Source organism: Rhodococcus sp. WB1 (assembly GCF_001700945.1).
Lineage (GTDB): Bacteria > Actinomycetota > Actinomycetes > Mycobacteriales > Mycobacteriaceae > Rhodococcus > Rhodococcus aetherivorans.
In genome coordinates, this window is sequence record NZ_CP015529.1 from 3666756 (window position 1) to 3688314 (window position 21559).

A 21559-nucleotide genomic window follows, 5' to 3' on the forward strand; every position below is an offset into this window, starting at 1 on the left:
CCGGAGGACCCAGGTCACAGCGAATTCCCAGCGAACAGGGAGCCGACGGTCAGTCGGACTGCGGGGTCACCTGCACGTCCACGAGACGGCCCGAGCGGACCAGCTGCACCGTCACCGGCTCGCCGATCTTCTGGGCGTGGACCGCGACGACCAGCTCGTCCGCGCTGGTGACCTCGCGGTCCCCGACCTTGACGATCACGTCGCCCTCGACGATCCCGGCCTGCTGCGCGGGGCTGCCCTCCTGCACGTTGGCCACCTCGGCGCCGCTGGCGACGTCGTTGACGACGCTGCGGGCGTTGACGCCGATCTCCGGGTGACGCATCGCGCCGGTGCGGATCAGTTCCTGGGTGACGGCGGTGACGTCGTCGATGGGAATGGCGAACCCCAGACCGACGGAACCGCCGGTCTCGGTCTTGATGGCCGAGTTGATGCCGATGACGCGGCCCTCGGCGTCGACGAGCGGGCCGCCGGAGTTGCCGGGGTTGATGGAGGCGTCGGTTTGCACCGCGTCGATCACGGCGTCGGTGTCGGTGCCCTGACCGCCCAGGCGCATCGGCCGGTTGAGGGCGCTGACGATGCCGCGGGTGACGGTCTTGCTCAACCCGAGCGGCGAACCCACGGCGATGACGTCCTCACCGACCTGCACGTCCCCGGAACGGCCCAGTTCGGCGACCGTGAGGTTGTCCACGTCGACGGAGAGCACTGCCAGGTCGGTCTTGATGTCGCGCCCGACGATCTGTGCGGGCACCTTGGTGCCGTCGTTGAAGGTGACCTGGATCTTCGCGTCCGGACCGGTCGCGGCCATCGAGATCACGTGGTTGTTGGTGACGATGTATCCGGCACCGTCGATCACGACACCGGACCCGGTGCCGGACTCGTCGCCGACGGTGACCTGGATGGAGACGACGGCGGGCAGCACCGCGTCGGCCACGCGTGCCACCTGCCCGGTCGGCAGGTCGCCGTCCTGCTCCACCTGGGCCAGCGTCACGCTGCGGCTGGTGAGGGAGCCGGTGTCGGACGTGATCAGCGCGACGACGAGACCGCCGATCATGCCGATGGTCAGCGCGACCGCCGCCAGCGTCGCGAGGGCGCGGGTCTCGATCCGACCGCCGAAGAGGACTTCCCGCAGCGTGAGCTTGGGGGCGGGCGGCAGCGGGCGCTCGTCGCGGGCCTGCGCAGGCGCGCCCAGGCGCACGTTCGTCGTGGGGTCGCGCCACGGGTCGGGCTCGGGGCCGTCCGCATCGGTCTCGGCATCCGGGTCGGCCGGGGGCCGCTGCAGGATCTCGGAGGTGCCCACGGGTCGGCCGAACGCCTCGGCCAGCACCGGATCGGCGGGCGCACCGTGGCCGACCCGCGGCTCCGCGGCCCGTTCCTCGGCGGACCGGCCGAACGAGCCCGTCGTACCGGCCGGCCGACCGAAGACGCTGCTGGCGGCGGCGTCGACGTCCGGGCGATAGACCGGGCGGGGCTGCAGGCGCGGGGCGTCGGCGCGGTGCGACACGCCCGGCGCGGGAGCGCCGTCCGTGTCCGACGTCGAGGCGGCCCGGCGCTCGGACTCCACTGATTCCGCTGTCACGCGTGCCCGTCTCCCCCGTGTCCGTCAGTCACGGTGCCCAGTATCACCGATGGCACCGGTGGCACCGCCACCGACCGTCGCGGGTCGATCACGGCGCGGAAGGACGCGAGCACCGTCAACGGCGCCAACGGATCGGCCAGCGCCGCCCGGCGGGCCAGGACTGGTCGGCCGCCAGCACTCCCCCGAAGCCGGGCGCGGACAGGTCCTGGTGGTGCTGCGGGATGTCGGCGAGGGCACCCAGGAGGGAACTCGGCATCGGGGGCGGCGCCGTCCGGGCGGCGTCGCGCAACGCGCGCCGGGCCTGCTGCTGGGCCTCGACCTCCGTGGCGCACTCCGGGCACACGGCCAGGTGCTCGGCCGCCCGGAGATACGCGTTCATCCGCAGTTCGCCGTCCACGTACGCTGCCACAGCCTCACTCGCCAGGTGCTCCGTGGAACCGAACCGGCGGGTCGGGTGTGCCCTCGTCATGAAATCCTCCTGGCGGCTACCCCGCATCGACTCGACCGACTTCGACCTTCCCATGCTCGCGCAGGTGCTCACGCAGCGCCTGCCGTCCGCGATGGATGCGGCTGCGCACCGTGCCGAGCTTGACTCCCAGTGTGGCACCGATCTCCTCGTAGGACAGGCCTTCGATGTCACACAGGACGACAGCAGCACGATAGTCCGGCGCCAGCGAGTCCAGGGCGGACTGCAGGTCGGCGCCGAGCCGGGCATCGTGGTAGATCTGCTCGGGGTCGGGGCCCTCGGAGGGCACGCGGTCGTAGTCCTCGGGCAGCGCCTCCATGCGGATGCGGTTGCGGCGCCGGACCATGTCGAGGAACAGGTTGGTGGTGATGCGGTGCAACCAGCCCTCGAAGGTGCCCGGCTGGTAGTTCTGCAGCGAGCGGAAGACCCGGATGAACGTGTCCTGGGTGAGGTCCTCGGCGTCCTGCGCGTTTCCGGACAAGCGGTAGGCGAGCCGGTACACCCGGTCGCCGTGCTCGCGCACCAGCTCGTCCCACGACGGCATCACCGCACGGTCACCGGTGGCGTCGAACACTGCCGTGCCGGTGAGCTCGACGTCGGCCGTGGGCTCGGCGTCGGGGCTGGGGAGCTGGGGGGAATCGGCCATGTGGATCGCTGGATCCTCCTCTTCGGGACCGCTGATCGTGGGTGTCGGTGTCTTCGTCCAACACCCGAGGGCGCCGGCTTGTTCCCGGTACCCCGATCGCGCTGTCGGTGCGGTCTGATGTGGTATCTACACCCTCACGCACGGGGATGTGGTGCCGATATGAGCAACCTGAGCATCGCCTGAGAATCCACCCGCCGTGCGCGCCTGCCTGCGACCGGCCCCCGGCGACGATAACCTCACTGGGGTGCACACGAATGCCGAACGGATCCTGGCCCACGTCGAGAACGTCACCGAGGACGAGAACCTCGCCCTGGCGCGTGAGCGTGCCCTCGATCTCGGCGCAGATCCGATCCCGGCAGCAGTGGGCGCGGCCCTGACGATGTTCACCCGCATGCTCGACGCACGGACGGTCGTCGAGGTCGGCACCGGCGCCGGCGTCAGCGGACTCTGGCTGCTGCGGGGCCTGCGCGAGGACGGCGTCCTCACCACCATCGACAGCGAGCCCGAGCATCAGCGTGCCGCCAAGACCGCGTTCCGGGAGGCCGGCGTCACGGCCTCCCGCACCCGGCTGATCAACGGGCGCGCGCTGGACGTGCTGCCACGGCTGGCCGACTCGGCCTACGACCTGGTCTTCGTCGACGCCACCCCCGCCGATCATCCGCACTACGTCCGCGAGGGCGTGCGGCTGTTGCGACCGGGCGGGGTCATCGTGTTGCACAACGCGCTGCTCTGCGGCCGGGTCGCCGACCCGGGCGAGCGTGACTCCGCCGTCCTCGCCGTCCGAGAGGCGACGCGGGCCGTGGTGACCGACGAGCGTCTCGCACCGGTGCTGCTGCCGGTGGGCGACGGGCTGCTCTGCGCCGCCAAGCTCTAGGCCCCGGCGCACGCCCCGATCAGATCCACACGCCCTTGCCGATGGCGACGACGCCGCCGCTGCTGACGGCGAAGCGCTGCCGGTCGCGTTCGAGGTCCACGCCGATGATCTCGCCGTCGCCGACGACGACGTTCTTGTCGAGGATCGCGCGCCGCACGACCGCGCCCTTGCCGATGCGCACGCCCGGCATCAGGACACTGCCCTCGACGGTGGCGCCGTCCTCGATCATGACGTTGGAGCTGAGCACCGAGTTGCGGACGGTGGCGGCCGACAGGATGCTGCCCGATCCGACGATCGACTCCTGCGCGAGACCGCCCTGGACGAATTTCGCCGGGGGCCACATCTCGGAGGCGCCGCGGATCGGCCAGCGCCGGTTGTAGAGGTTGAAGATCGGGTGCACCGACACCAGGTCCATGTGCGCGTCGTAGAACGCGTCGAGGGTGCCGACGTCGCGCCAGTAGCCACGGTCGCGTTCGGTGGCGCCCGGCACGACGTTGTCGTTGAAGTCGTAGACGTGCGCGGCGCCCTGCGCGACGAGGGCGGGGATGATGTCGCCGCCCATGTCGTGGTCCGAGTCCGGGTTCTCGGAGTCCGCCCGCAACGCCTCCACCAGCACCTTGGTGGTGAAGACGTAGTTGCCCATCGAGGCGAAGGTGACGTTGGGATCGTCCGGGGTGCCGGGCGGGTGCGCGGGCTTTTCGAGGAACTGGGTGATGCGGCCCTGCTCGTCGGTGTCGATGCAACCGAACGCGAACGCCTCGCTGCGGGGTACCCGGATGCCGGCGACGGTCACGCCCGCGCCGGACTCGATGTGCTGGCTCACCATCTGCTCCGGGTCCATCCGGTAGACGTGGTCGGCGCCGAACACCACGATGTACTCCGGATCCTCGTCGTAGACGAGGTTGAGCGACTGGAGGATGGCGTCGGCGCTGCCGGTGTACCAGCGCGGCCCGAGCCGCTGCTGCGCCGGCACCGGGGTGATGTACTCGCCGGTGAAGCCCGACAGGCGCCAGGTCTGGGAGATGTGCCGGTCCAGCGAATGGGACTTGTACTGGGTCAGCACGCAGATCCGCAGGAACCCGGCGTTGACCAGGTTGCTCAGCACGAAGTCGATCAGTCGGTAGGCACCGCCGAACGGTACCGCCGGTTTCGCGCGGTCCGCCGTCAGCGGGTACAGGCGTTTGCCCTCGCCGCCGGCGAGCACGATTCCAAGCACATGGGGCTGGCTCCTCACACAGTCAACCTATCCGCCACCCCCCTCCGCCGCCAGCGAAGAGGCCCATCGGTGGCCGGAACGTCACGCGCCGGATAGTTTGATCCGGTGCGGGTGGCAATGATGACGCGGGAGTACCCGCCGGAGGTCTACGGTGGTGCCGGCGTGCACGTCACCGAATTGGTTGCGCAGTTGCGCCGGCTGTGCGAAGTCGACGTGCACTGCATGGGGGCGCCCCGCGAGGGCGCCTTCGTCCACGGACCCGACCCCGAACTGGCGGGCGCCAACCCGGCGCTGACGACGCTGTCCGCCGAGCTGCGGATGGCGCACGCCGCGAGCGGTGCCGGCGTCGTCCACTCCCACACCTGGTACACCGGCCTCGCGGGGCATCTCGCCGCCGAGCTGTACGACGTGCCGCACGTGCTGACGGCACATTCGCTCGAACCGCGCCGGCCGTGGAAGGCCGAGCAGCTGGGCGGCGGCTACCGCGTCTCCTCGTGGTCCGAACGCAACGCGGTCGAGCACGCGGACGCGGTCATCGCGGTCAGCGCTGGGATGCGCCTCGACGTGCTGGACGCATATCCGTTCGTCGACCCGGCCCGTGTGCACGTGGTGCGCAACGGCATCGACACCGGGGTGTGGCACCCGGGGCCGGCCGAGCCGGGCGAGCCGTCCGCCCTGGAGAAGATCGGGGTGGACCCCGATCGGCCGATCGTCGCGTTCGTCGGGCGCATCACGCGCCAGAAGGGCGTCGGGCACCTCATCGCCGCCGCCCACGACGTGGACCCCGGGATTCAGCTGGTGCTGTGCGCCGGCGCGCCGGACACCCCGGAGATCGCCGCCGAGACCGAGCAGGCGGTGGCCGAACTCGAGCGCCGGCGCGGCAACGTCTTCTGGGTCCGCGAGATGCTCCCCACCGACTCGGTCCGTGAGATCCTTTCCGCGGCATCAGTTTTCGTGTGCCCATCGGTGTACGAGCCACTGGGTATCGTGAACCTCGAGGCGATGGCCTGCGAGACCGCTGTCGTCGCGTCGGACGTCGGTGGCATCCCCGAGGTCGTCGAGGACGGGGTCACCGGCCGGCTCGTGCACTACAACTCCTACGAGCCGCGGGCGTACGAGCAGGCGCTGGCCGCGGCGATCAACGAGGTCGCCGGCGACGCCGCCCTGGCTGCGGAGATGGGCCGGGCCGGACGGGTGCGGGCCATCGCGGAGTTCTCCTGGGCGCAGATCGCGCGGCAGACCCTCGCGGTGTACCAGGAGGTCGCCGCCGCGCGGCACTGAGCGTCCCGGCTCAGTGCGTCGCGCGCCGTTCCCACACGGTGACGGTCACCGAGGCGGTCACCGGGAACGGCTCCGGCAGCCCCGAGACCAGCTCCGCCAGCCGCTCGGCGGTCAGGTGGTGCCCCGAGGGCCCCATGCCGGCCAGCTGTCCGAGTGCCGGACGGTCGAGCTCCAGGGTGTACTGCACGTCGGCGCGGTCGACCCGCTCGAACGCGCCGGACAGGGCCGCCCCGAGCCGCTCGGTCTTGCGCTCGTCCACCTGGACCATGCCGGGCAGGGCCACCAGCTCGCGCAGGTGCGACGGGGTGGGGGCCGCGACGACGAGCACGCCGCCCGGCGCGAGGACCCGGTGCGTCTCGGCGGCGTTGCGCGGCGCGAAGACGGACAGCACGTGGCTGAGGACGCCGCTGCGGATCGGCCACTGCCGCCACACGTCGGCGAGCACGGCCCCGACGCGGGGATGGCTGCGGGCGATGCGCCGGACCGCGGGCTTGGACACGTCGAGCCCGACGCCGCGGCTGCCCGGCAGCGCGTCGAGCACCGCCGCGAGATACCGCCCGGTGCCGGCGCCCACCTCGAGGACGCGGGCGGTGCCGTCGCCGCCGGGACGCTCGGCACAGGCGCGGGCGACGGCGTCGCGCAGCGGATCGTAGTGTCCCGCCTCGAGGAAGTCCGCCCGCGCGGCGATCATCTCCGCGGTGTCGCCGGTGAACCGCGTCGCGGCCCCGGTGAGGAGGCTGACATACCCCTGGCGGGCGACATCGAAGCTGTGCCCGGCCTCGCACAGCAGCACGCCGTCGTCGAGATCGAGTCCGCGCTCGCACTGCGGGCAGGCGAGCAGATCGGTCACCGCGTCGAGCACGGGCAGTCCTTCCGAGAAACGAAGAGCACCGGAGTACGAACAGCAACGGGCCCCGCGCACCGTGGAGCGCGGGGCCCGGAGAACCCGGCGAATCGTCGCCGGGTGCCGACACCTAGCTGGTGACGCCCTTGAGCTCTTCGCCGAGCGCTGCAGCTTCCTCCGGCGTGAGTTCGACGACCAGACGTCCGCCACCCTCGAGTGGAACCCTCATGACGATTCCTCGTCCCTCTTTGGTTGCTTCGAGGGGACCGTCCCCGGTCCGGGGCTTCATGGCCGCCATCCTCTGCTCCCTCCAAATCTGCGCTCGACTCTTGCGCGCGTGGGTTACCGTGGGGGCCTCGTCGGAATTCGACGAGGCTCGCCACATCATTCTTCCCTATCCGGCCGACCGCCGGGTAGCTGACTATGCCCTAATGTGGCCGGAAACTGGTCGAACGTCCGTCTCGACCCAGCAGTCGGCGAGGTGATCGTCGACCATGCCGGTGGCCTGCATGAGCGCATACGCCGTGGTAGGACCGACGAACGCGAAGCCGCGCCGCTTCAGTTCGCGGGCCATCGCCGTCGACTCCGGTGTCACCGCCGGCACCTCCGCCACGGAGCGGAACCGCCGGGCGCGCCGCGCCGGCGCGAACGACCACAGCAGCGCGTCGAGGTCCGTGCCCTCCAGGTCGAGCACCGCCCGGGCGTTGGCGACCACCGCCTCGACCTTGCGCCGGTTCCGGACGATGCCGGCGTCGCCGAGCAGGCGAGCGACGTCGTCGTCCGTGTAGCGGGCGACCACCTCGACGTCGAACCCCGCGAACGCCGACCGGAACGCCTCCCGCTTGCGCAGGATCGTCAGCCACGACAGCCCCGACTGGAACGCCTCGAGGGCAAGGCGCTCGAACAGCTCGTCGCGCCCGTGCAGCTCGCGGCCCCACTCCTCGTCGTGGTAGTCCCGGTACAGCGTGGACCCCGGCGGATCCACCGCCCACGGACAGCGCACCCGGTCCTCGTCCATCGCTACTCCCCCCTGTCCGAGCGGTCCCCTGCGGCCTCTGCCGCAACGGATGCGTCGGCCTGCCCCACCGCGGCGTCGCCACCGGGCGTGCCCCGCTCGGCGTCCTCGTACGCGGCGAGCCTGGCCCGCAGGTCGTCGATCTCGTGCGAGAGCCGGTCGAGCGCCCAGTCCACCTCGGCGGTCTTGTAGCCCCGCAGCACCTGCTGGAAACGCAGATCCCGGACGTCCGCGCCGGTCACGTCGGTGACCGGCAGGGCCGTGGCGGTGGTGCCCGGCGGGATCGGCGCCAGGGTCTCCCCGCGGCCGAACACCGCGCTCGCCACGAGGAACAGCACCGCGCCGACGACCACCATGACGAGCAGGTAGAGCAGAACCGTCAGCATGTACCGATCTTGGCACGGGCCACCGACAGGGCGCCCGGGGCGTCAGGCCACGGTGGCGGCCGGGGGCCGGTCCGCGAGGCTGACCTCCGTGGTGACGGGGACGAACGCGTCGCCGTCCACCAGGAACTGGGTCAGGCCCGCCCCCGAGTCGGGGATCCCACAGCGAGCGAGCATGGTGCCGACGATCTGCCGGCTCATCACCCCCAGCTCCCCGAGCGGCCGGTTCCGGTGCTTGCGCACGCCGAGGTTGACCTGGGCGATCGCGCCGATCCCGAGCCGGTCGTAGGTGTCGAGCAGCAGCCCGATCTCGACGCCGTAGCCGGGCGCGAACGGCACCGCCGACAGCAGTTCCCGGGTACCGGCGTACTCGCCGCCCAGCGGCTGCAGCACGCACGTCAGCTCCGGCCGCAGCGCCGCGAGCAGCGGCCGCGCCACCAGTTCCGTGACCCGCCCCCCGCCGTTGGCCTCCTCGGCGCCGCTGACCCGGAGCGGGCGGCGGTAATAGCCCTTGACCAGGTGGATTCCGTCGCCGGTGAGCAGCGGTCCGAGCAGCTTGGGGACGAACGCCGGATCGGGGTCGAGCAGGTCCGAATCCACGAACGCGATGAGATCACCCGTGGTGGCCGCGACGGAGCGCCACAGCACCTCCCCCTTGCCCGGCACCGGGGCGAGGCCCGGCACCGCCTCTTCCCGGGAGAGGACGCGGGCGCCGGCGCTGCGGGCCCGCTCCGCCGTGCGGTCGGTGGACCCCGAGTCCAGCACGATCAGCTCGTCGACCAGCCCGCCGAGCAGCGGATGGATGGTGTCCACCACCCCCGCGACGGTCGTCTCCTCGTTGAGCGCGGGCAGCACCACCGACACGGTTCGGCCCCGCTTCGCGCGTTCGAGTTCGGCGATGCTCCATCCGGGCTCGTCCCAGCTGTTCGCCTCGGCCCACGGCCGGGTCATCGCGGTGCTCATGCCAGCCCCCTGACGGTGCGCGCCGGGGGGCGCGTTCCGACGACGGCCGCCACCATGTCGACCACGCGACGGGTCGCCGCCACCTCGTGCACCCGAAACATCCGCGCGCCTGCCGCGGCCGCAAGTGCTGTCGCTGCCAATGTGCCCTCCAACCGGTCGGCGAGTTCCACCCCCAGAGTCTCCCCGATGAAGTCCTTGTTGCTCAGCGCCATGAGCACGGGCCACCCGGTATTTACGAGAACGTCCACGTGCCGCAACAACTCGAGGCCGTGGAAGGTGTTCTTGCCGAAATCGTGGGTCGGATCGATGAGGATGGCGTCGCCGGGCACCCCGGCCTTCGCGGCCCGCTCGGCCGCGGCGACGATCTCGCGCGTCACCTCGGCGACGACGTCGGTGTAGCGCACGCGGTGCGGCCGGGTGCGCGGGACCGCACCTCCGGTGTGCGAGCAGACGATGCCCGCGCCGAGTTCGGCCGCGACGGTCACCAGTTCCGGATCGGCACCCGCCCACGTGTCGTTGATCAGATCCGCCCCCTCCGCCACCGCGCGCCGCGCGACGTCGCTGCGCCAGGTGTCGACGCTGATGAGCAGCCCGGGGTGGCGGGCCCGGATCGCCGCGACGAACGGCACCACCCGCCGGGTCTCCTCCGCCGCGTCGACCACCTCGCCGGGGCCGGCCTTCACGCCGCCGATGTCGACGAGGTCCGCGCCCTCGGCCACGGCCCGATCCACGGCCGCCATCGCAGCGTCGTCGGTGAAGGTCGCGCCCCGGTCGTAGAACGAGTCCGGAGTGCGATTGACGATCGCCATCACCAGGGCCCGGTCGGTGGCGACCGGGCGGCCGCAGAGGGTCGGCGAGACGGTGACGGAGGCGGTCATGATTTCCATCCTGGCACGCACCCGCGGGCGGGCCCGGGCAGGAACCGGCCCAGCGGGAGTCAGCCCGCCGGCAGCTCGCCCCCGGCGACGGCCTCGACGTAGCCGTCGTACGCGGGCCGGTAGCCCTCCTCCGGCCCGGTGAGCACGTAGACGGGGTCGTCGCCTGTGTCGGCGTAGCCCTGCTTGCGCAGGTCCACCTTGCGGCTCTTGAACGTCGAGGTGTGCTCGAGTTCGCCGACGACACGGACGAAGAGCGGCACCGCGTACGACGGCAGCGCCCGGTACAGCTGCGCCGCGAGCGCGGTGCCGTCGAACTCGGCCCCGTCGTGGAGCGTGATCGCGGCCATGCCGGCCCGGCCGTCGGTGCCGGGGATCTCGACCCCGTAGACCACTGCCTGCGAGATCGACTCGTTCGCCGACACGGCCGCCTCGACCTCGGTGGTGGCGACGTTCTCGCCCTTCCACCGGAAGGTGTCGCCGAGGCGGTCGACGAACGCGACGTGCATGAAGCCCTGGCTGCGGACGAGGTCGCCGGTGTCGAACCAGGTGTCGCCGTCCTCGAAGCCGTCGCGCACGAGTTTGGACTCGCTCGCCTCGGGATCGGTGTAGCCGTCGAACGGGGCACGGTCGGTGACCTTCGCCAGCAACAGGCCCACCTCGCCGCGGCCGACCCGGCGCAGCCGGCCGTCCGGTCCGCGGAGCGCCTTGCCGGTCTCGTGGTCGTAGTCGACCACTGCGTACGGAAGCGGGCAGACACCCGCGGTGCGCGGCTGGTTGAGCGCGTTGACGAACGCGATGTTGCACTCGCTGGCGCCGTAGAACTCGGCGACGCGGGCGATGCCGAACCGCTGGGTGAACTCGGTCCAGATCTCGGACCGCAGTCCGTTGCCCACCATCAACCGGATGCCGTTGTCGCGGTCGTCCGGCGACGGTGGCTGGTTGAGCAGGTAGCGGCAGATCTCCCCGATGTAGACGAACGCCGTCGCGCCGTTGCGCTTCGCGTCGGCCCAGAATCCGGTGGCGGAGAACTTGCGGCCGAGCGCGAAGGTGGCGCCGGCGGCGAGCACCGACGACAGCGACACGGTGAGGGCGTTGTTGTGATACAGCGGCAGGCAGCAGTACAGGGTGTCGTCGCGGCGCAGCCGGACGCCCAGGCTGCCCAGGCCCGACATGGACTTCAGCCACCGGAAATGGGTCATCCGGCTGGCCTTGGGCATGCCGGTGGTGCCCGAGGTGAAGATGAAGAAGGCGGTCTCCTTCGCCTGCAGGCGGTCGGTGACGGCGGGGTTCGCGGAGTCGGCGGCGACGGCGAGGTCGTCGAGTTCGCCGACGCGCAGCACCTTTCCGGCCGGCGGCGCCCCGTCGAGGGACTCCAGGGCCTCCTCGCATTCCTCCCCGACCACGAGCACCCGGCTGTCGAGCAGGCCGAGGCTGTGCGCGAGCACCTCGCCGCGCTGATGGTGATTGAGCATGCCGGCCGCGGCACCGAGCTTGACCGTGGCGAGCGCGACGAGCAACGCCTCCGGACGGTTCTTCATCAGCACGCCGACGACGTCGCCGGTGCGCACACCCTGCGCGGTGAGCACGGCGGCGTAGCGGTTGACCTGGGCGTTGGCGTCGCCGTAGCTGAGGGCGTCGCCCTCGAATCGCAGGAACGGCCGGTCCGGGTTCCGCTCCGCGAGGCGCTGGAACACCGACCCGATCGTCTCGCGCGCGTCCGGCCGCCGGATGAGACCCCGCGCGCCGCGTAGCAGGCTCGGTGCGTCGGGCAGCATTCGCGGAAGCTGGGTGGCGAGACCCACCAGGGAGATCGTCGAGCCGGACTCGGTCATGGCATCCTCGGTTACTGGCGGACAGGAACTTACTGCAGAGTAAGCAACCTCGGCGCGAAGCGGAAGCCCCTCACCCGGCGCAGCGGTCGAGGGCGTCGTCGATGTCGCCGGTGACCTGCAGGCCGTCGAGCGCGTGGCGGTTGACGAAGCCGGCCGGCACCATCGCCTCGAGCCAGTCGAGCAGCCCCCGGTAGTGCCCCACCGGGTCGAGCAGCACCACCGGCTTGGCGTGCATGCCCAGATAGCCGGCCGTCCACGTCTCGAACAATTCCTCGAGGGTGCCGATCCCGCCGGGCAGCGTGACGAACGCGTCGGCGCGCTCCTCCATCGCCTGCTTCCGCTGGCGCATCGTGTCCGTGACGATCAGCTCGTCGGCGTCGACGTCGGCGACCTCGCGGTGCACCAGCGCCTTGGGGATCACACCGACGGTGTGCCCGCCGGCGGCGCGCGTCGCCTGGGCGAGCGCACCCATCATCGACACGTTGCCGCCTCCGGAGACGAGCTGCCAGCCGCGCCGTCCGATGGCGGTCCCCACCGCCGCCGCGAGCTCGAGGTAGGACTCGTCGACCGGCCCGGAGGCGCAGTACACGCACACCGCCCGCGCCTCGACGGTGCGCTCGCCGCCGATGCCCTCGAACGGATGGAAACCGCTCACCACGCCCCGCCCCCTCCGTACAGCGCCGACTCGTCCTGCCCGCGATGGGCGTCGACGACGATCTGCACCGCCTCCTCCACGCTGTCGGTCAGGTACAGCAGATCGAGGTCGCTCGGTGAGATCCGGCCCTCGCCGACCATCGCGTGCCGGATCCATTCGAGCAGCCCCGCCCAGTAGTGGGTGCCCAGCAGCACGATGGGGAACCGGGTGATCTTGTGGGTCTGGACCAGCGTGAGCGCCTCGAACAGCTCGTCGAGCGTGCCGAAACCGCCGGGCAGGCAGACGAAGGCCTGGGAGTACTTCACGAACATCGTCTTGCGGGCGAAGAAGTAGCGGAAGTTCAGTCCGAGGTCGACCCATTCGTTGAGCGCCTGCTCGAACGGCAGCTCGATACCCAGTCCGACGGAGAACCCGCCCGACTCGCTCGCGCCGCGGTTGGCCGCCTCCATCGCCCCCGGCCCACCGCCGGTGACAACCGCATAGCCCGCCGCGGCCAACGCGGCCCCGAGGGCACGGCCGGTGACGTACTCGGGGTGGTCGACGGGGGTGCGGGCAGAGCCGAAGACCGCCACCGCGCGCGGCACCTCCGCCAGCGCACCGAAACCCTCCACGAACTCGCTCTGGATGCGCAGCACCCGCCACGGATCGGTGTGCACCCAGTCGGAGGGGCCCCTCCGGTCCAGCAGTCGCTGGTCCATCGTCGTGGTCTCGGTCGCCCGGTCCCGGCGCAACTGGACGGGACCGCGGTGCACCACATCGGCACTCGCACGGTCGCGGGATCCGGGGTCGGTGTCGCGCGCCATGCGCCCAGATTAGGGGATGCCGCCGGGCCGCCCCGGCCGATGCCCCGCATCGTGCGTCAGGCGGCCAGATACCTCCGCAGCGTGCCGGCGACCTCCGTGATCTGCTTCACGGGCACGTGCTCGTCGCGCTTGTGCGCGAGGTTCGGATCGCCGGGACCGTAGTTGACCGCCGGGATCCCCAGCGTCGCGAAGCGCGCGACGTCCGTCCATCCGTACTTGGCCCGGAACCGGCCGCCGGCCGCGGCGACGAGGTCCGCGGCGGCGGGGTGGGCCAGGCCGGGCAGCGCGCCGGGCGAGCTGTCGGTGAGCTCGAGGGTGACGTCGAGACCATCGAGCACCTCCCGCACGTGCGCGAGAGCCTGCTCGACGGTGCGGTCGGGCGCGAACCGGAAGTTGACGTCGAGGTCCGCGGCGTCGGGCACCACGTTGCCGGCGACGCCGCCGGCGATCCGTACCGCGGACAGACCCTCGCGGTAGACGCAGCCGTCGATGTCCACCGATCGCGGTTCGTAGGCCGCGAGCCGCTCCAGCACCGGGGCCAGCCGGTGGATCGCATTGTCACCCAGCCAGGACCGCGCCGAATGCGCGCGCACCCCGGTCGCCGAGATCCGCACCCGCAGGGTGCCCTGGCAGCCCGCCTCGATCTGCCCGGCCGTCGGCTCGCCGAGGATCGCCACGTCCGCGTCCAGCCAGTCCCGCAGGTCCCGCTCGATGCGGCCGAGACCGTTGTAGGCCGCGGCGATCTCCTCGCAGTCGTAGAAGACCAGCGTCAGATCGTGCGCCGGGTCCGCGATGGTGGCGGCCAGGTGCAGGAACACCGCGTCGCCCGACTTCATGTCGGCCGTGCCGCAGCCGTACAGCAACTCCCCGTCGCGCCGCGACGGCACGTTGTCCGCGATGGGCACGGTGTCGAGATGCCCGGCCAGCAGCACCCGGCTCGGCCGGCCGAGCCGGGTCCGCGCGAGGACCGCGTTGCCGCTGCGGACGATCTCGAAACCGGTGGTCTGCTCGCGCAGCGCCTGTTCGACGGAGTCGGCGATCACCGCCTCGTCCTGCGAGACACTGGGGATGTCGACCAGCGCAGCGGTCAGCTCGATCGGATCGGCGTGCAGGTCCAGGCGCGGTGCAGACATGCAAGAACAATACGTGGAGCGATTTCCCAGGCCGCCGGTGCGAACGACGACGCCTCGCGTACGCTTCACGACCGTGAGTGCACAGGGAGCATCAGCAGTAGGCATCGCCAACATCGCGGCGGACGGCACCGTTCTCGACACCTGGTACCCGGCCCCCACGCTGGGCGAATACAGCGAGACGGGCACGTCCCGGCTCGAGGGCACGGACATCCCGTCGGACTTCGCGCTGCTCGTCGGCGCCGACGAGGCGCGCGAGGTCAACCAGGTCGCGGTCCGCACGACGATCGCCGACCTGTCCCAGCCGCCGGCCGACGCGCACGACGCCTACCTGCGGCTGCACCTGCTGTCGCACCGCCTCGTCCGGCCGCACGGCGCCAACCTCGACGGCGTGTTCGGTCTGCTCGCCAACGTCGTGTGGACCAATTACGGCCCGTGCGCCGTCGACAACTTCGAACTGGTGCGCTCGCGCCTGCGCATCCGTGGCCCCGTGACCGTGTACGGCGTCGACAAGTTCCCCCGCATGGTCGACTACGTCGTGCCGTCCGGGGTGCGCATCGCCGATGCCGACCGTGTCCGCCTCGGCGCGCACCTGGCCGCCGGCACCACCGTCATGCACGAGGGCTTCGTGAACTTCAACGCGGGCACGCTCGGCAACTCGATGGTCGAGGGCCGCATCTCCGCGGGCGTCGTCGTCGACGACGGCTCCGACATCGGTGGTGGCGCGTCGATCATGGGCACCCTGTCCGGCGGCGGCAAGGAGGTCATCGCCATCGGCAAGCGCTGCCTGCTCGGCGCCAATGCCGGTGTCGGCATCTCCCTCGGCGACGACTGCATCGTCGAGGCCGGCCTGTACGTCACCGCCGGCACCAAGGTCAGCGGCCCCGACGGCACCGTCGTCAAGGCCAAGGACCTCAACGGCCGCTCCAACCTGATGCTGCGCCGCAACTCGGTCACCGGCGCCGTCGAGGTCGTTCCCACCAAGGGCACCGGCGTCGAACTGAATGCGGCGCTGCACGCCAACGACTGACCCAGAGAAACCGATCGTGTCGAAAACCGAGCACACACTCACCGAAGCCGACCACCTCGAGCACGGGCTCAAGGTCCGGCACCTGACGATGATGGGACTCGGTTCCGCGATCGGCGCAGGCCTGTTCCTCGGGTCCGGCGTCGGCATCGCCGCCGCCGGACCCGCGGTGATCGTCTCCTACGTCCTGGCCGGCATCATGATCGTCTTCGTGATGCGCATGCTCGGGGAGATGGGAGCGGCCCTCCCGGCCAGCGGATCCTTCTCCCATTACGCCCGCATCGGCATCGGTGAATGGGCCGGCTTCACGATGGGCTGGCTCTACTGGTTCATGCTCATCATGGTGCTGGGCGTCGAGATCACCGGCGCCTCGGCGATCGTGAGCAGCTGGCTGCCGGGCGTGCCGCAATGGGTGGTGGCCCTGGTGTTCGTCACGTTCTTCGCGGTGGTGAACCTGGCGAAGGTCGCCAACTTCGGCGAGTTCGAGTTCTGGTTCGCGGCGCTGAAGGTCGCGGTCATCATCGCGTTCCTCGTCATCGGCGTGATGCTGGTGTTCGGTTTGCTGCCGGACACCGAGCCGGTGGGACTGACACACCTACTCGGCGACGGCGACGGTTTCGCCCCCAACGGGCTCGCCGGTATCGCCGCCGGCCTGCTGGCCGTCGCCTTCGCGTTCGGCGGCATCGAGATCGTCACCATCGCCGCGGCCGAGTCGCGCGACCCCGAGCGGTCCATCGCGACCGCGGTGCGCACCGTCGTGTGGCGCATCAGCCTGTTCTACCTGGGCTCGATCTCGATCATGGTGCTGGTGCTGCCGTGGACGTCGGCGAGCGGGGAGACCTCGCCGTTCGTGAGCGTCCTCGACATCGCCGGCCTGCCGTACGTGTCGGGCTTCATGGAACTCGTCGTGGTGATCGCCCTGCTGTCGGCGTTCAACGCCAACGTCTACGGCACCTCACGCATGGCGTACTCCCTCGCCCGGGGCGGCGACGGCCCGACCGTCCTCGCGAAGCTCTCCCGCACAGGTGTTCCCCGCAACGCCGTGCTGCTGTCCGTGTTCTTCGGATTCGTTTCGGTCCTGCTGAACTGGTGGCTGCCGGAGGACATCCTCGGCATCCTGCTCAACGCGGTCGGCTCCGCCCTGCTGGCGATCTGGATCTTCATCGTCGTCTCGCACCTGCGGCTGCGGCCCACGCTCGAACAGGAGGGCCGCCTCACCGTCCGGATGTGGGCGTTCCCCTACCTGAGCTGGCTGACCCTGGCCATGCTCGGCGCGTTCATCGTGCTCATGCTGTTCGACTCCGCCGCGCGGATACAGCTGGCCTCGACGGCGGTGCTGTTCCTGTTCATCGCCGCGGTGTCCCGGCTGTGGCAGCGCCGGAGCCGGTCCCGCACCGCGGCGCGGTAGTGCCGGAGGCGCGGTAGGTCCGGGGGTGGCCGGCGGCCTCAGCGCTCGCCGCGGTCGGCGAGGGCGTTGACGAAGACGTTCGCGATGTCCGCGGGGTCGCGGGCGACGTAGCTCGAGCCGCCGGTCACGCGGGAGATCTCGGCGAGGGTCTGCGCATCCGCGTCCTCCGTGATGCCGATCGTCACGACGATCACCGGCCGTGCCGGGTCCTGCTCCCGCGCGAGGATCTCGAGGAGCTGCGCCTCGGTGATGCTGTCCGGATCCTCGTTCGCTCCGTCGGTGAGGACGATGACGCTGTTGACCGCGCGCGGGTCGTAACTCTGCTGCACGGCGCGGAACGCCGCGAGAGTCGTGTCGTACAGGCCGGTGCCACCCCCGACCAGACCGGGCACCTTCTCCGCCTGGGCCGCCATCACCTCACGCTGGGTGCGCCCGTCCACGTCGGTGTCGTACCGCCGGATCGGCACCAGCTCGAGATAGTCCTGGCCGTCACCGCCGAGGTCCTGCGAGAACGCCCACAGCCCGGCGGAGACGCTGTCGGGGAACATCGCATTGCCCGCGAGGGCGGCCCGCACCGTCAGGTCCATCCGGGTGCCGTCGCCGGCGGGAAACCGCATCGAACCGGACACGTCGATCGCGACGAGCGTGCGGATCGGCAACGCCATCAGCGACCAGGCGCCGAGCGCCTCCTCCGCCATCGCCTCGTCCCGCAGTGACAACAGCGGCACGCCCCCGATGCCGCGGCCGTCGGGCAACGGCTCGCCGTCGGGCCCGCGGAACCCGTGGTCGTGGAACACGTCGAGGGCCTTCTCCGTGCCCAGCACCTCGATCAGTACCCGTGCGGCGTCCGTCGCGCGATGGTGCCGGTCGGGCACCGGCGACGTCACCACCACCGGATATTCCAGCAGGATGCTGCCGTTGTCCGGTACCCGCGCCTCGAGGGCCGACTCGTTCGCCGTCGTGAAGGCCAGCACCTGCTGCTCGGTGGCGACGCCGATGCCGTCGGCGCCGATCGTCGCCAGCAGGTCGGCGCCGCTGGGCGCCTCCTCGGTGCGGATGCTCTCCTTCTGGGCCAGGGGCACCATGGCGGTGCGCACCGTGCCGACGGCGACGGGGTCGTCCTGGGTCTCGGCCAGGGCCGCCCGGATCGGGGCGGCGGCGACACCGGTCCGCAGCGGGTTGCCCAGCACCAGATCCGGGATCGCGAGGGCGGCGCGCCAGCTGGACACCTCCGGAACCGCCCCTGGGGGCCCGACCAGCACCGCGGGGGTGCTCGCGACCGCCCCGGCGATCATCTGTACCGGCCCGGCGGCGGTCGGTGCCGCACGACTCGCCCACCACCGGGCATCGGGAATCCACAGGTCGGGCGCGTCGATCCCCTTGCCGAGCAGCCCGGCGACGTCCCCCGGTTCGGCGGTGTCGACCGTGAACTCGTAGCAGTGGGTGTCCGCGTTTTCCGAGAGGACGGAACTCACGGCCGGTTCGATGCTCGGAGCGACGGCGAGGCTGTACTGCTCGACGGTGTCGCATCCGCCGGTCAGGGCGCGGACGACGCCGACTCCGGCCGCCGCGAGCACTACCACCACCACCGCTCCGACGACTGCGACAACCCGGGTCGATCGGCCGTCACGTGACGTCCGCACGCTGTGGCGGCCTCCTGCCATGTGGTCCTCCCCTGCCGGTGCCGGGCCGCGCCGCACACACCGTCGTCATGATCTGCGCCACATCGTAACGGTCCGGTCTCACGTGCCGTCGGAAGGTGAGCCGCCGGCTGCCGCTCCGCTCTGGAGGCGCCGCGCGACGAGCGCGGCGTGCAGGTGGCGCAGCCCGGAGGGGACGGTGGGATCGAACCCGGTGAGCTGCGCGACCCGCTTGAGCCGGTAGTCGACGGTGTTGGCGTGCACGTGCAGGCTCCTCGCGGTGCGCTGGCGGCTCAGTTCGTGGGCGATGTGGGTCTCGAGGGTCTCGACCAGCTCGGGCGCGTCGGCGAGCGGTTCGAGCACCCGCACGAGGTGCTCGCGGGCCGGCCCGGGCCGGGTGAGCTGATACTCGAACGCGAGGTCCTGCATCCGGTACACGCCGGCGGGCCGGCGCAGATGGCCGACCAGTTCGAGCAGCTCGTGCGCCTGGTGCGCCGCGGCGGGGATGCCCGGGACGTCGGACTCGACGAGCGAGACCGTCAGCGGCACCCCCGCGGCACGCGCGACCCGCTCGTAGAGCGCGGTGCGGATGTGCTCGGCCGGGGTGTCGCCGAGCAGCACGGTGCCGCCCTCGGGTCCGAGCATGGTCAGCTGCCGGCCGTCGCACACCCGGTCCAGCTCGGTCTCGAGCCGCCGCAGGGTACGCCGCGCGACGACCTCCGGCCGCACGTGCGGATTGCGCTCGTCCGGGTGCCGGCCCAGCCGCACTCCCAGCACCGTGTACCGCTCGGCCAGCTCGAGCCCGGACCGGCGCGCGACGGCGGCGGCGTCCTGCCCGCCGAGCAGGGCCGTCACGAGCTCCTGGGCCGCGACGTCGCGGTTGCGGCGCATCGCCTCGAGTTCGGCGACGAACCCGGTGGTCGCGGCGACGGTGACGCGTTCGAGCAGCGCCATCCACAGCCGCGACGCCGCGGCGACCGACTCGACGTCGCCCTCGCGGGCCCGGGCGGTGACAAGTTCCCAGCCCAGCCGGATGCCCTCGTGGTAGATGCGCAGCATGTATTCCAGACGGAACCCGGCGCGCGCCCACTGGGCGGCGCTGCTGCGCAGCTCCGACAGGTCGGCGTCGGTCGGCAGCTCCCCCGTGTCGAGCACCTGGATCGCCAGGCGCAGGCACCGGACGGTGATCTCGGTGACGTCGCCGCGCAGGGCTTCGCCCGGTTGCAGCGAACACGGCGCGACGTTGTCCGCGAAGTGCGCGACCAGCTTGCGGGCGACGGCGCGCAGGTCCCGCAGCGGGACCGAGGCGGGCCTTCCGTCGACGACGAACGCCACCCCGGACCGCGAACCGTATTCGGACACCGACATTCCGCGGAACCCCCCATGACTCCGGAAAGAGACGAACTTACTCTGCCGTAGGAAGGTACGTGGCCCGGGCGAATCGGACAAGGGCCCGCAGAGACCTGGCTCACACCCGGCGGCCCCGACGGGCCGAGACTCAGGTCAGCAGCTGCTTCTTCTGGACCTTGCCCATCGCGTTGCGCGGGAGGGTGTCCACCACCCGCACCTCCCGCGGCCGCTTGTGCACGGAGAGCTGACGGGCCACGAGCTCGATCAGCGCGCCCGGGTCGACGGCCGGGCCGTCCGGGGCGGGCACCACGAAGGCGACGATGCGCTGGCCCAGGTCGTCGTCGGGGACGCCCACCACCGCGACCTCCCGCACGGACGGATCGCCGAGCAGCACGGTCTCGATCTCGCCGGCCCCGACCCGGAAGCCGCCGGACTTGATCAGGTCCGTCGACTCGCGACCGACGATGCGGTGGAACCCGCCCGGATCGATCGCCGCGACGTCGCCGGTGACGAACCACCCGTCCGGGGTCCACGCCGCGGCCGTCGCGTCGGGACGGTTCAGGTAGCCGTCGAACAGCATCGGCCCGCGCACCTGCAGCCCGCCGATGCTCTCCCCGTCGTGGGGGACGTCGTTGCCGTGCTCGTCGCGCAGCCGGGTTTCGACCCCGCGCACCGGAGTACCCACCCATCCGGGCCGGCGCTCCCCGTCGACCCGGGTGCTGAGCGTCAGCATCGTCTCGCTCATCCCGTACCGCTCGATCGGGGTCAGCCCGGTCAGCTCGCGCAGGCGCTCGAACACCGGGACGGGCAGCGGCGCGCTGCCGGACACGAGCAGCCGCGCACCGCTCAGGGCCTTCGCGGATTCCTCGTCCTCCACGACGCGGGACCACACCGTCGGCACCCCGAAGTACAGGGTGCCGTGCGCCTGCGCGTACGCCTCCGGGGTGGGCCTGCCGGTGTGGATCAGCCGGCTGCCGACGCGCAGCGGACCGAGCACGCCGAGGATCAGGCCGTGCACGTGGAACAAGGGCAGCCCGTGCACCAGCGTGTCGCGTTCGGTCCAGTCCCACGCCTCGGCCAGCGCGTCGATCCCGGCCGCGATCGCGCGGCGGCTCAGCAGCACGCCCTTGGGCGCGCCGGTGGTGCCGGAGGTGTAGAGCACGAACGCCGTGCGGGACGGATCGGGTTCCGGGTGACTGTGCCAGTCGCGGGCGTGCAGCCGCACCGGCACCACCGGCAGGCCGGGTTCGTCCGGCACGTCGCCGAGCCACGCCTGAGCTCCGGAGTCGCGCAGGATGTGCTCCCGTTCCGCGGGGCCGGAGTCCGGTGGCACCGGGACGACGGTGACCCCGGCGAGCAGGCAGCCCACCACCGCGATCACCGTCGTCGCCGTCGGCGCGGCGAGCACCGCGAGACGTTCGGCTCCGCCGATGCGGCGGGCCAGGGCACCGGCCGCGCCGAGGATGTCGCTGCGCGAGAGCGTGTGCCCGTCGATGCGGACCGCGTCGGGCAGGTCGTCGCCGCGCGCGACGGCCAGGGGGTTGAGGGAACGAAGCAGCGAAGACACGTCGG

General features: G+C 71.6%; 21 protein-coding genes. 4 read left to right on the plus strand and 17 right to left on the minus strand.

Translation table 11 applies throughout. The features are described from left to right. Positions 1 to 49: 49 nt before the first annotated feature. The 3 genes from A4U64_RS16135 to sigE all read right to left on the minus strand — a co-directional run bounded on the left by A4U64_RS16135 (position 50) and on the right by sigE (position 2688). Positions 50 to 1501 carry a S1C family serine protease gene (locus A4U64_RS16135; RefSeq protein WP_037201547.1) on the minus strand — a complete coding sequence of 484 codons (1452 nt, stop codon included), beginning with the start codon at positions 1499 to 1501 and terminating at the stop codon, positions 50 to 52. Positions 1502 to 1691: 190 nt separating this feature from the next. Beyond that, entirely contained in the window at positions 1692 to 2045 is a 354-nt protein-coding gene (locus tag A4U64_RS16140; protein ID WP_029542469.1) for a zf-HC2 domain-containing protein, read from the minus strand. 16 nt (positions 2046 to 2061) lie between these two features. Then, entirely contained in the window at positions 2062 to 2688 is a 627-nt protein-coding gene (sigE, locus tag A4U64_RS16145; protein ID WP_006938796.1) for an RNA polymerase sigma factor SigE, read from the minus strand. 244 nt (positions 2689 to 2932) lie between these two features. Here sigE and A4U64_RS16150 point away from each other — a divergent pair, with 244 nt between their 5' ends. Beyond that, a complete protein-coding gene (locus tag A4U64_RS16150; protein ID WP_065922827.1) occupies positions 2933 to 3562 on the plus strand; it encodes an O-methyltransferase in 630 nt (209 codons plus the stop codon). A gap of 19 nt (positions 3563 to 3581) precedes the next feature. On the opposite strand, the gene glgC is transcribed toward A4U64_RS16150, so the two are convergent. Beyond that, complete coding sequence (gene glgC / locus A4U64_RS16155) at positions 3582 to 4796, minus strand: glucose-1-phosphate adenylyltransferase (RefSeq protein ID WP_037200697.1); 1215 nt, start codon at positions 4794 to 4796, stop codon at positions 3582 to 3584. Positions 4797 to 4883: 87 nt separating this feature from the next. Between glgC and glgA the strand changes: the two genes are divergently transcribed. Next, positions 4884 to 6059: a glycogen synthase gene (gene glgA, locus A4U64_RS16160; RefSeq protein ID WP_029542466.1), complete on the plus strand. Its 1176-nt coding sequence runs from the start codon at positions 4884 to 4886 to the stop codon at positions 6057 to 6059. 10 nt (positions 6060 to 6069) lie between these two features. Here the strand turns inward: glgA and A4U64_RS16165 are convergent, their stop codons facing one another. From A4U64_RS16165 to dapE, 10 genes are all read right to left on the minus strand, one after another. Next, a complete protein-coding gene (locus A4U64_RS16165) occupies positions 6070 to 6921 on the minus strand; it encodes a putative RNA methyltransferase (RefSeq protein WP_006938800.1) in 852 nt (283 codons plus the stop codon). A gap of 112 nt (positions 6922 to 7033) precedes the next feature. Then, positions 7034 to 7201: a DUF3117 domain-containing protein gene (locus A4U64_RS27805; protein WP_003936084.1), complete on the minus strand. Its 168-nt coding sequence runs from the start codon at positions 7199 to 7201 to the stop codon at positions 7034 to 7036. Between the two features lie 123 nt (positions 7202 to 7324). Beyond that, the gene (locus A4U64_RS16170) at positions 7325 to 7921 is read right to left on the minus strand and encodes a DNA-3-methyladenine glycosylase I (RefSeq protein WP_006938803.1); all 597 of its coding nucleotides are present in this window, start codon (positions 7919 to 7921) and stop codon (positions 7325 to 7327) included. Positions 7922 to 7923: 2 nt separating this feature from the next. Further along, complete coding sequence (locus A4U64_RS16175; protein WP_006938805.1) at positions 7924 to 8304, minus strand: DivIVA domain-containing protein; 381 nt, start codon at positions 8302 to 8304, stop codon at positions 7924 to 7926. Between the two features lie 42 nt (positions 8305 to 8346). Next, positions 8347 to 9264 (minus strand): glucosyl-3-phosphoglycerate synthase, encoded by a 918-nt coding sequence (locus A4U64_RS16180; protein ID WP_029542464.1) that lies wholly within the window; start codon positions 9262 to 9264, stop codon positions 8347 to 8349. Next, positions 9261 to 10142, minus strand: coding sequence for a dihydropteroate synthase (gene folP, locus A4U64_RS16185; RefSeq protein WP_029542462.1), 882 nt, complete (start codon positions 10140 to 10142; stop codon positions 9261 to 9263). The genes A4U64_RS16180 and folP overlap by 4 nt, the downstream gene beginning before the upstream one ends. A gap of 59 nt (positions 10143 to 10201) precedes the next feature. Continuing rightward, the gene (locus A4U64_RS16190; protein WP_006938811.1) at positions 10202 to 11974 is read right to left on the minus strand and encodes a long-chain-acyl-CoA synthetase; all 1773 of its coding nucleotides are present in this window, start codon (positions 11972 to 11974) and stop codon (positions 10202 to 10204) included. 70 nt (positions 11975 to 12044) lie between these two features. Beyond that, positions 12045 to 12632 (minus strand): TIGR00730 family Rossman fold protein, encoded by a 588-nt coding sequence (locus A4U64_RS16195; RefSeq protein ID WP_051446043.1) that lies wholly within the window; start codon positions 12630 to 12632, stop codon positions 12045 to 12047. Further along, positions 12626 to 13432 (minus strand): TIGR00730 family Rossman fold protein, encoded by an 807-nt coding sequence (locus tag A4U64_RS16200; RefSeq protein ID WP_006933996.1) that lies wholly within the window; start codon positions 13430 to 13432, stop codon positions 12626 to 12628. Before A4U64_RS16200 ends, A4U64_RS16195 begins: the two co-directional genes overlap by 7 nt. Before the next feature lie 56 nt (positions 13433 to 13488). Then, a complete protein-coding gene (gene dapE / locus A4U64_RS16205) occupies positions 13489 to 14565 on the minus strand; it encodes a succinyl-diaminopimelate desuccinylase (protein WP_043799253.1) in 1077 nt (358 codons plus the stop codon). 73 nt (positions 14566 to 14638) lie between these two features. On the opposite strand from dapE, the gene dapD reads away from it, so the two are divergent. Both dapD and A4U64_RS16215 read left to right on the plus strand, forming a co-directional pair. After that, complete coding sequence (dapD, locus tag A4U64_RS16210) at positions 14639 to 15592, plus strand: 2,3,4,5-tetrahydropyridine-2,6-dicarboxylate N-succinyltransferase (RefSeq protein ID WP_029542360.1); 954 nt, start codon at positions 14639 to 14641, stop codon at positions 15590 to 15592. 16 nt (positions 15593 to 15608) lie between these two features. Next, on the plus strand, positions 15609 to 16997 hold the full coding sequence (locus tag A4U64_RS16215; protein WP_065922828.1) for an amino acid permease: 1389 nt from the start codon (positions 15609 to 15611) through the stop codon (positions 16995 to 16997). Positions 16998 to 17035: 38 nt separating this feature from the next. Here the strand turns inward: A4U64_RS16215 and A4U64_RS16220 are convergent, their stop codons facing one another. The 3 genes from A4U64_RS16220 to A4U64_RS16230 form a co-directional block, all read right to left on the minus strand. Further along, positions 17036 to 18586 carry a substrate-binding domain-containing protein gene (locus A4U64_RS16220; protein ID WP_080688523.1) on the minus strand — a complete coding sequence of 517 codons (1551 nt, stop codon included), beginning with the start codon at positions 18584 to 18586 and terminating at the stop codon, positions 17036 to 17038. 153 nt (positions 18587 to 18739) lie between these two features. Next, the gene (locus tag A4U64_RS16225) at positions 18740 to 20005 is read right to left on the minus strand and encodes a PucR family transcriptional regulator (protein WP_006933981.1); all 1266 of its coding nucleotides are present in this window, start codon (positions 20003 to 20005) and stop codon (positions 18740 to 18742) included. 130 nt (positions 20006 to 20135) lie between these two features. Next, on the minus strand, positions 20136 to 21554 hold the full coding sequence (locus A4U64_RS16230; RefSeq protein WP_006933979.1) for an acyl-CoA synthetase: 1419 nt from the start codon (positions 21552 to 21554) through the stop codon (positions 20136 to 20138). Between the last annotated feature and the right edge of the window lie 5 nt (positions 21555 to 21559).

What these genes read in the sequence shown, in the direction of transcription:
- A4U64_RS16225 (WP_006933981.1), bottom strand. Translation starts at nt 20,005, where the DNA reads ATGTCGGTGTCCGAATACGGTTCGCGGTCCGGGGTGGCGTTCGTCGTC.
- A4U64_RS16200 (WP_006933996.1), bottom strand. Translation starts at nt 13,432, where the DNA reads ATGGCGCGCGACACCGACCCCGGATCCCGCGACCGTGCGAGTGCCGAT.
- folP (WP_029542462.1), bottom strand. Translation starts at nt 10,142, where the DNA reads ATGACCGCCTCCGTCACCGTCTCGCCGACCCTCTGCGGCCGCCCGGTC.
- A4U64_RS27805 (WP_003936084.1), bottom strand. Translation starts at nt 7,201, where the DNA reads ATGGCGGCCATGAAGCCCCGGACCGGGGACGGTCCCCTCGAAGCAACC.
- A4U64_RS16175 (WP_006938805.1), bottom strand. Translation starts at nt 8,304, where the DNA reads ATGCTGACGGTTCTGCTCTACCTGCTCGTCATGGTGGTCGTCGGCGCG.
- A4U64_RS16190 (WP_006938811.1), bottom strand. Translation starts at nt 11,974, where the DNA reads ATGACCGAGTCCGGCTCGACGATCTCCCTGGTGGGTCTCGCCACCCAG.
- sigE (WP_006938796.1), bottom strand. Translation starts at nt 2,688, where the DNA reads ATGGCCGATTCCCCCCAGCTCCCCAGCCCCGACGCCGAGCCCACGGCC.
- A4U64_RS16170 (WP_006938803.1), bottom strand. Translation starts at nt 7,921, where the DNA reads ATGGACGAGGACCGGGTGCGCTGTCCGTGGGCGGTGGATCCGCCGGGG.
- A4U64_RS16180 (WP_029542464.1), bottom strand. Translation starts at nt 9,264, where the DNA reads ATGAGCACCGCGATGACCCGGCCGTGGGCCGAGGCGAACAGCTGGGAC.
- A4U64_RS16140 (WP_029542469.1), bottom strand. Translation starts at nt 2,045, where the DNA reads ATGACGAGGGCACACCCGACCCGCCGGTTCGGTTCCACGGAGCACCTG.
- dapE (WP_043799253.1), bottom strand. Translation starts at nt 14,565, where the DNA reads ATGTCTGCACCGCGCCTGGACCTGCACGCCGATCCGATCGAGCTGACC.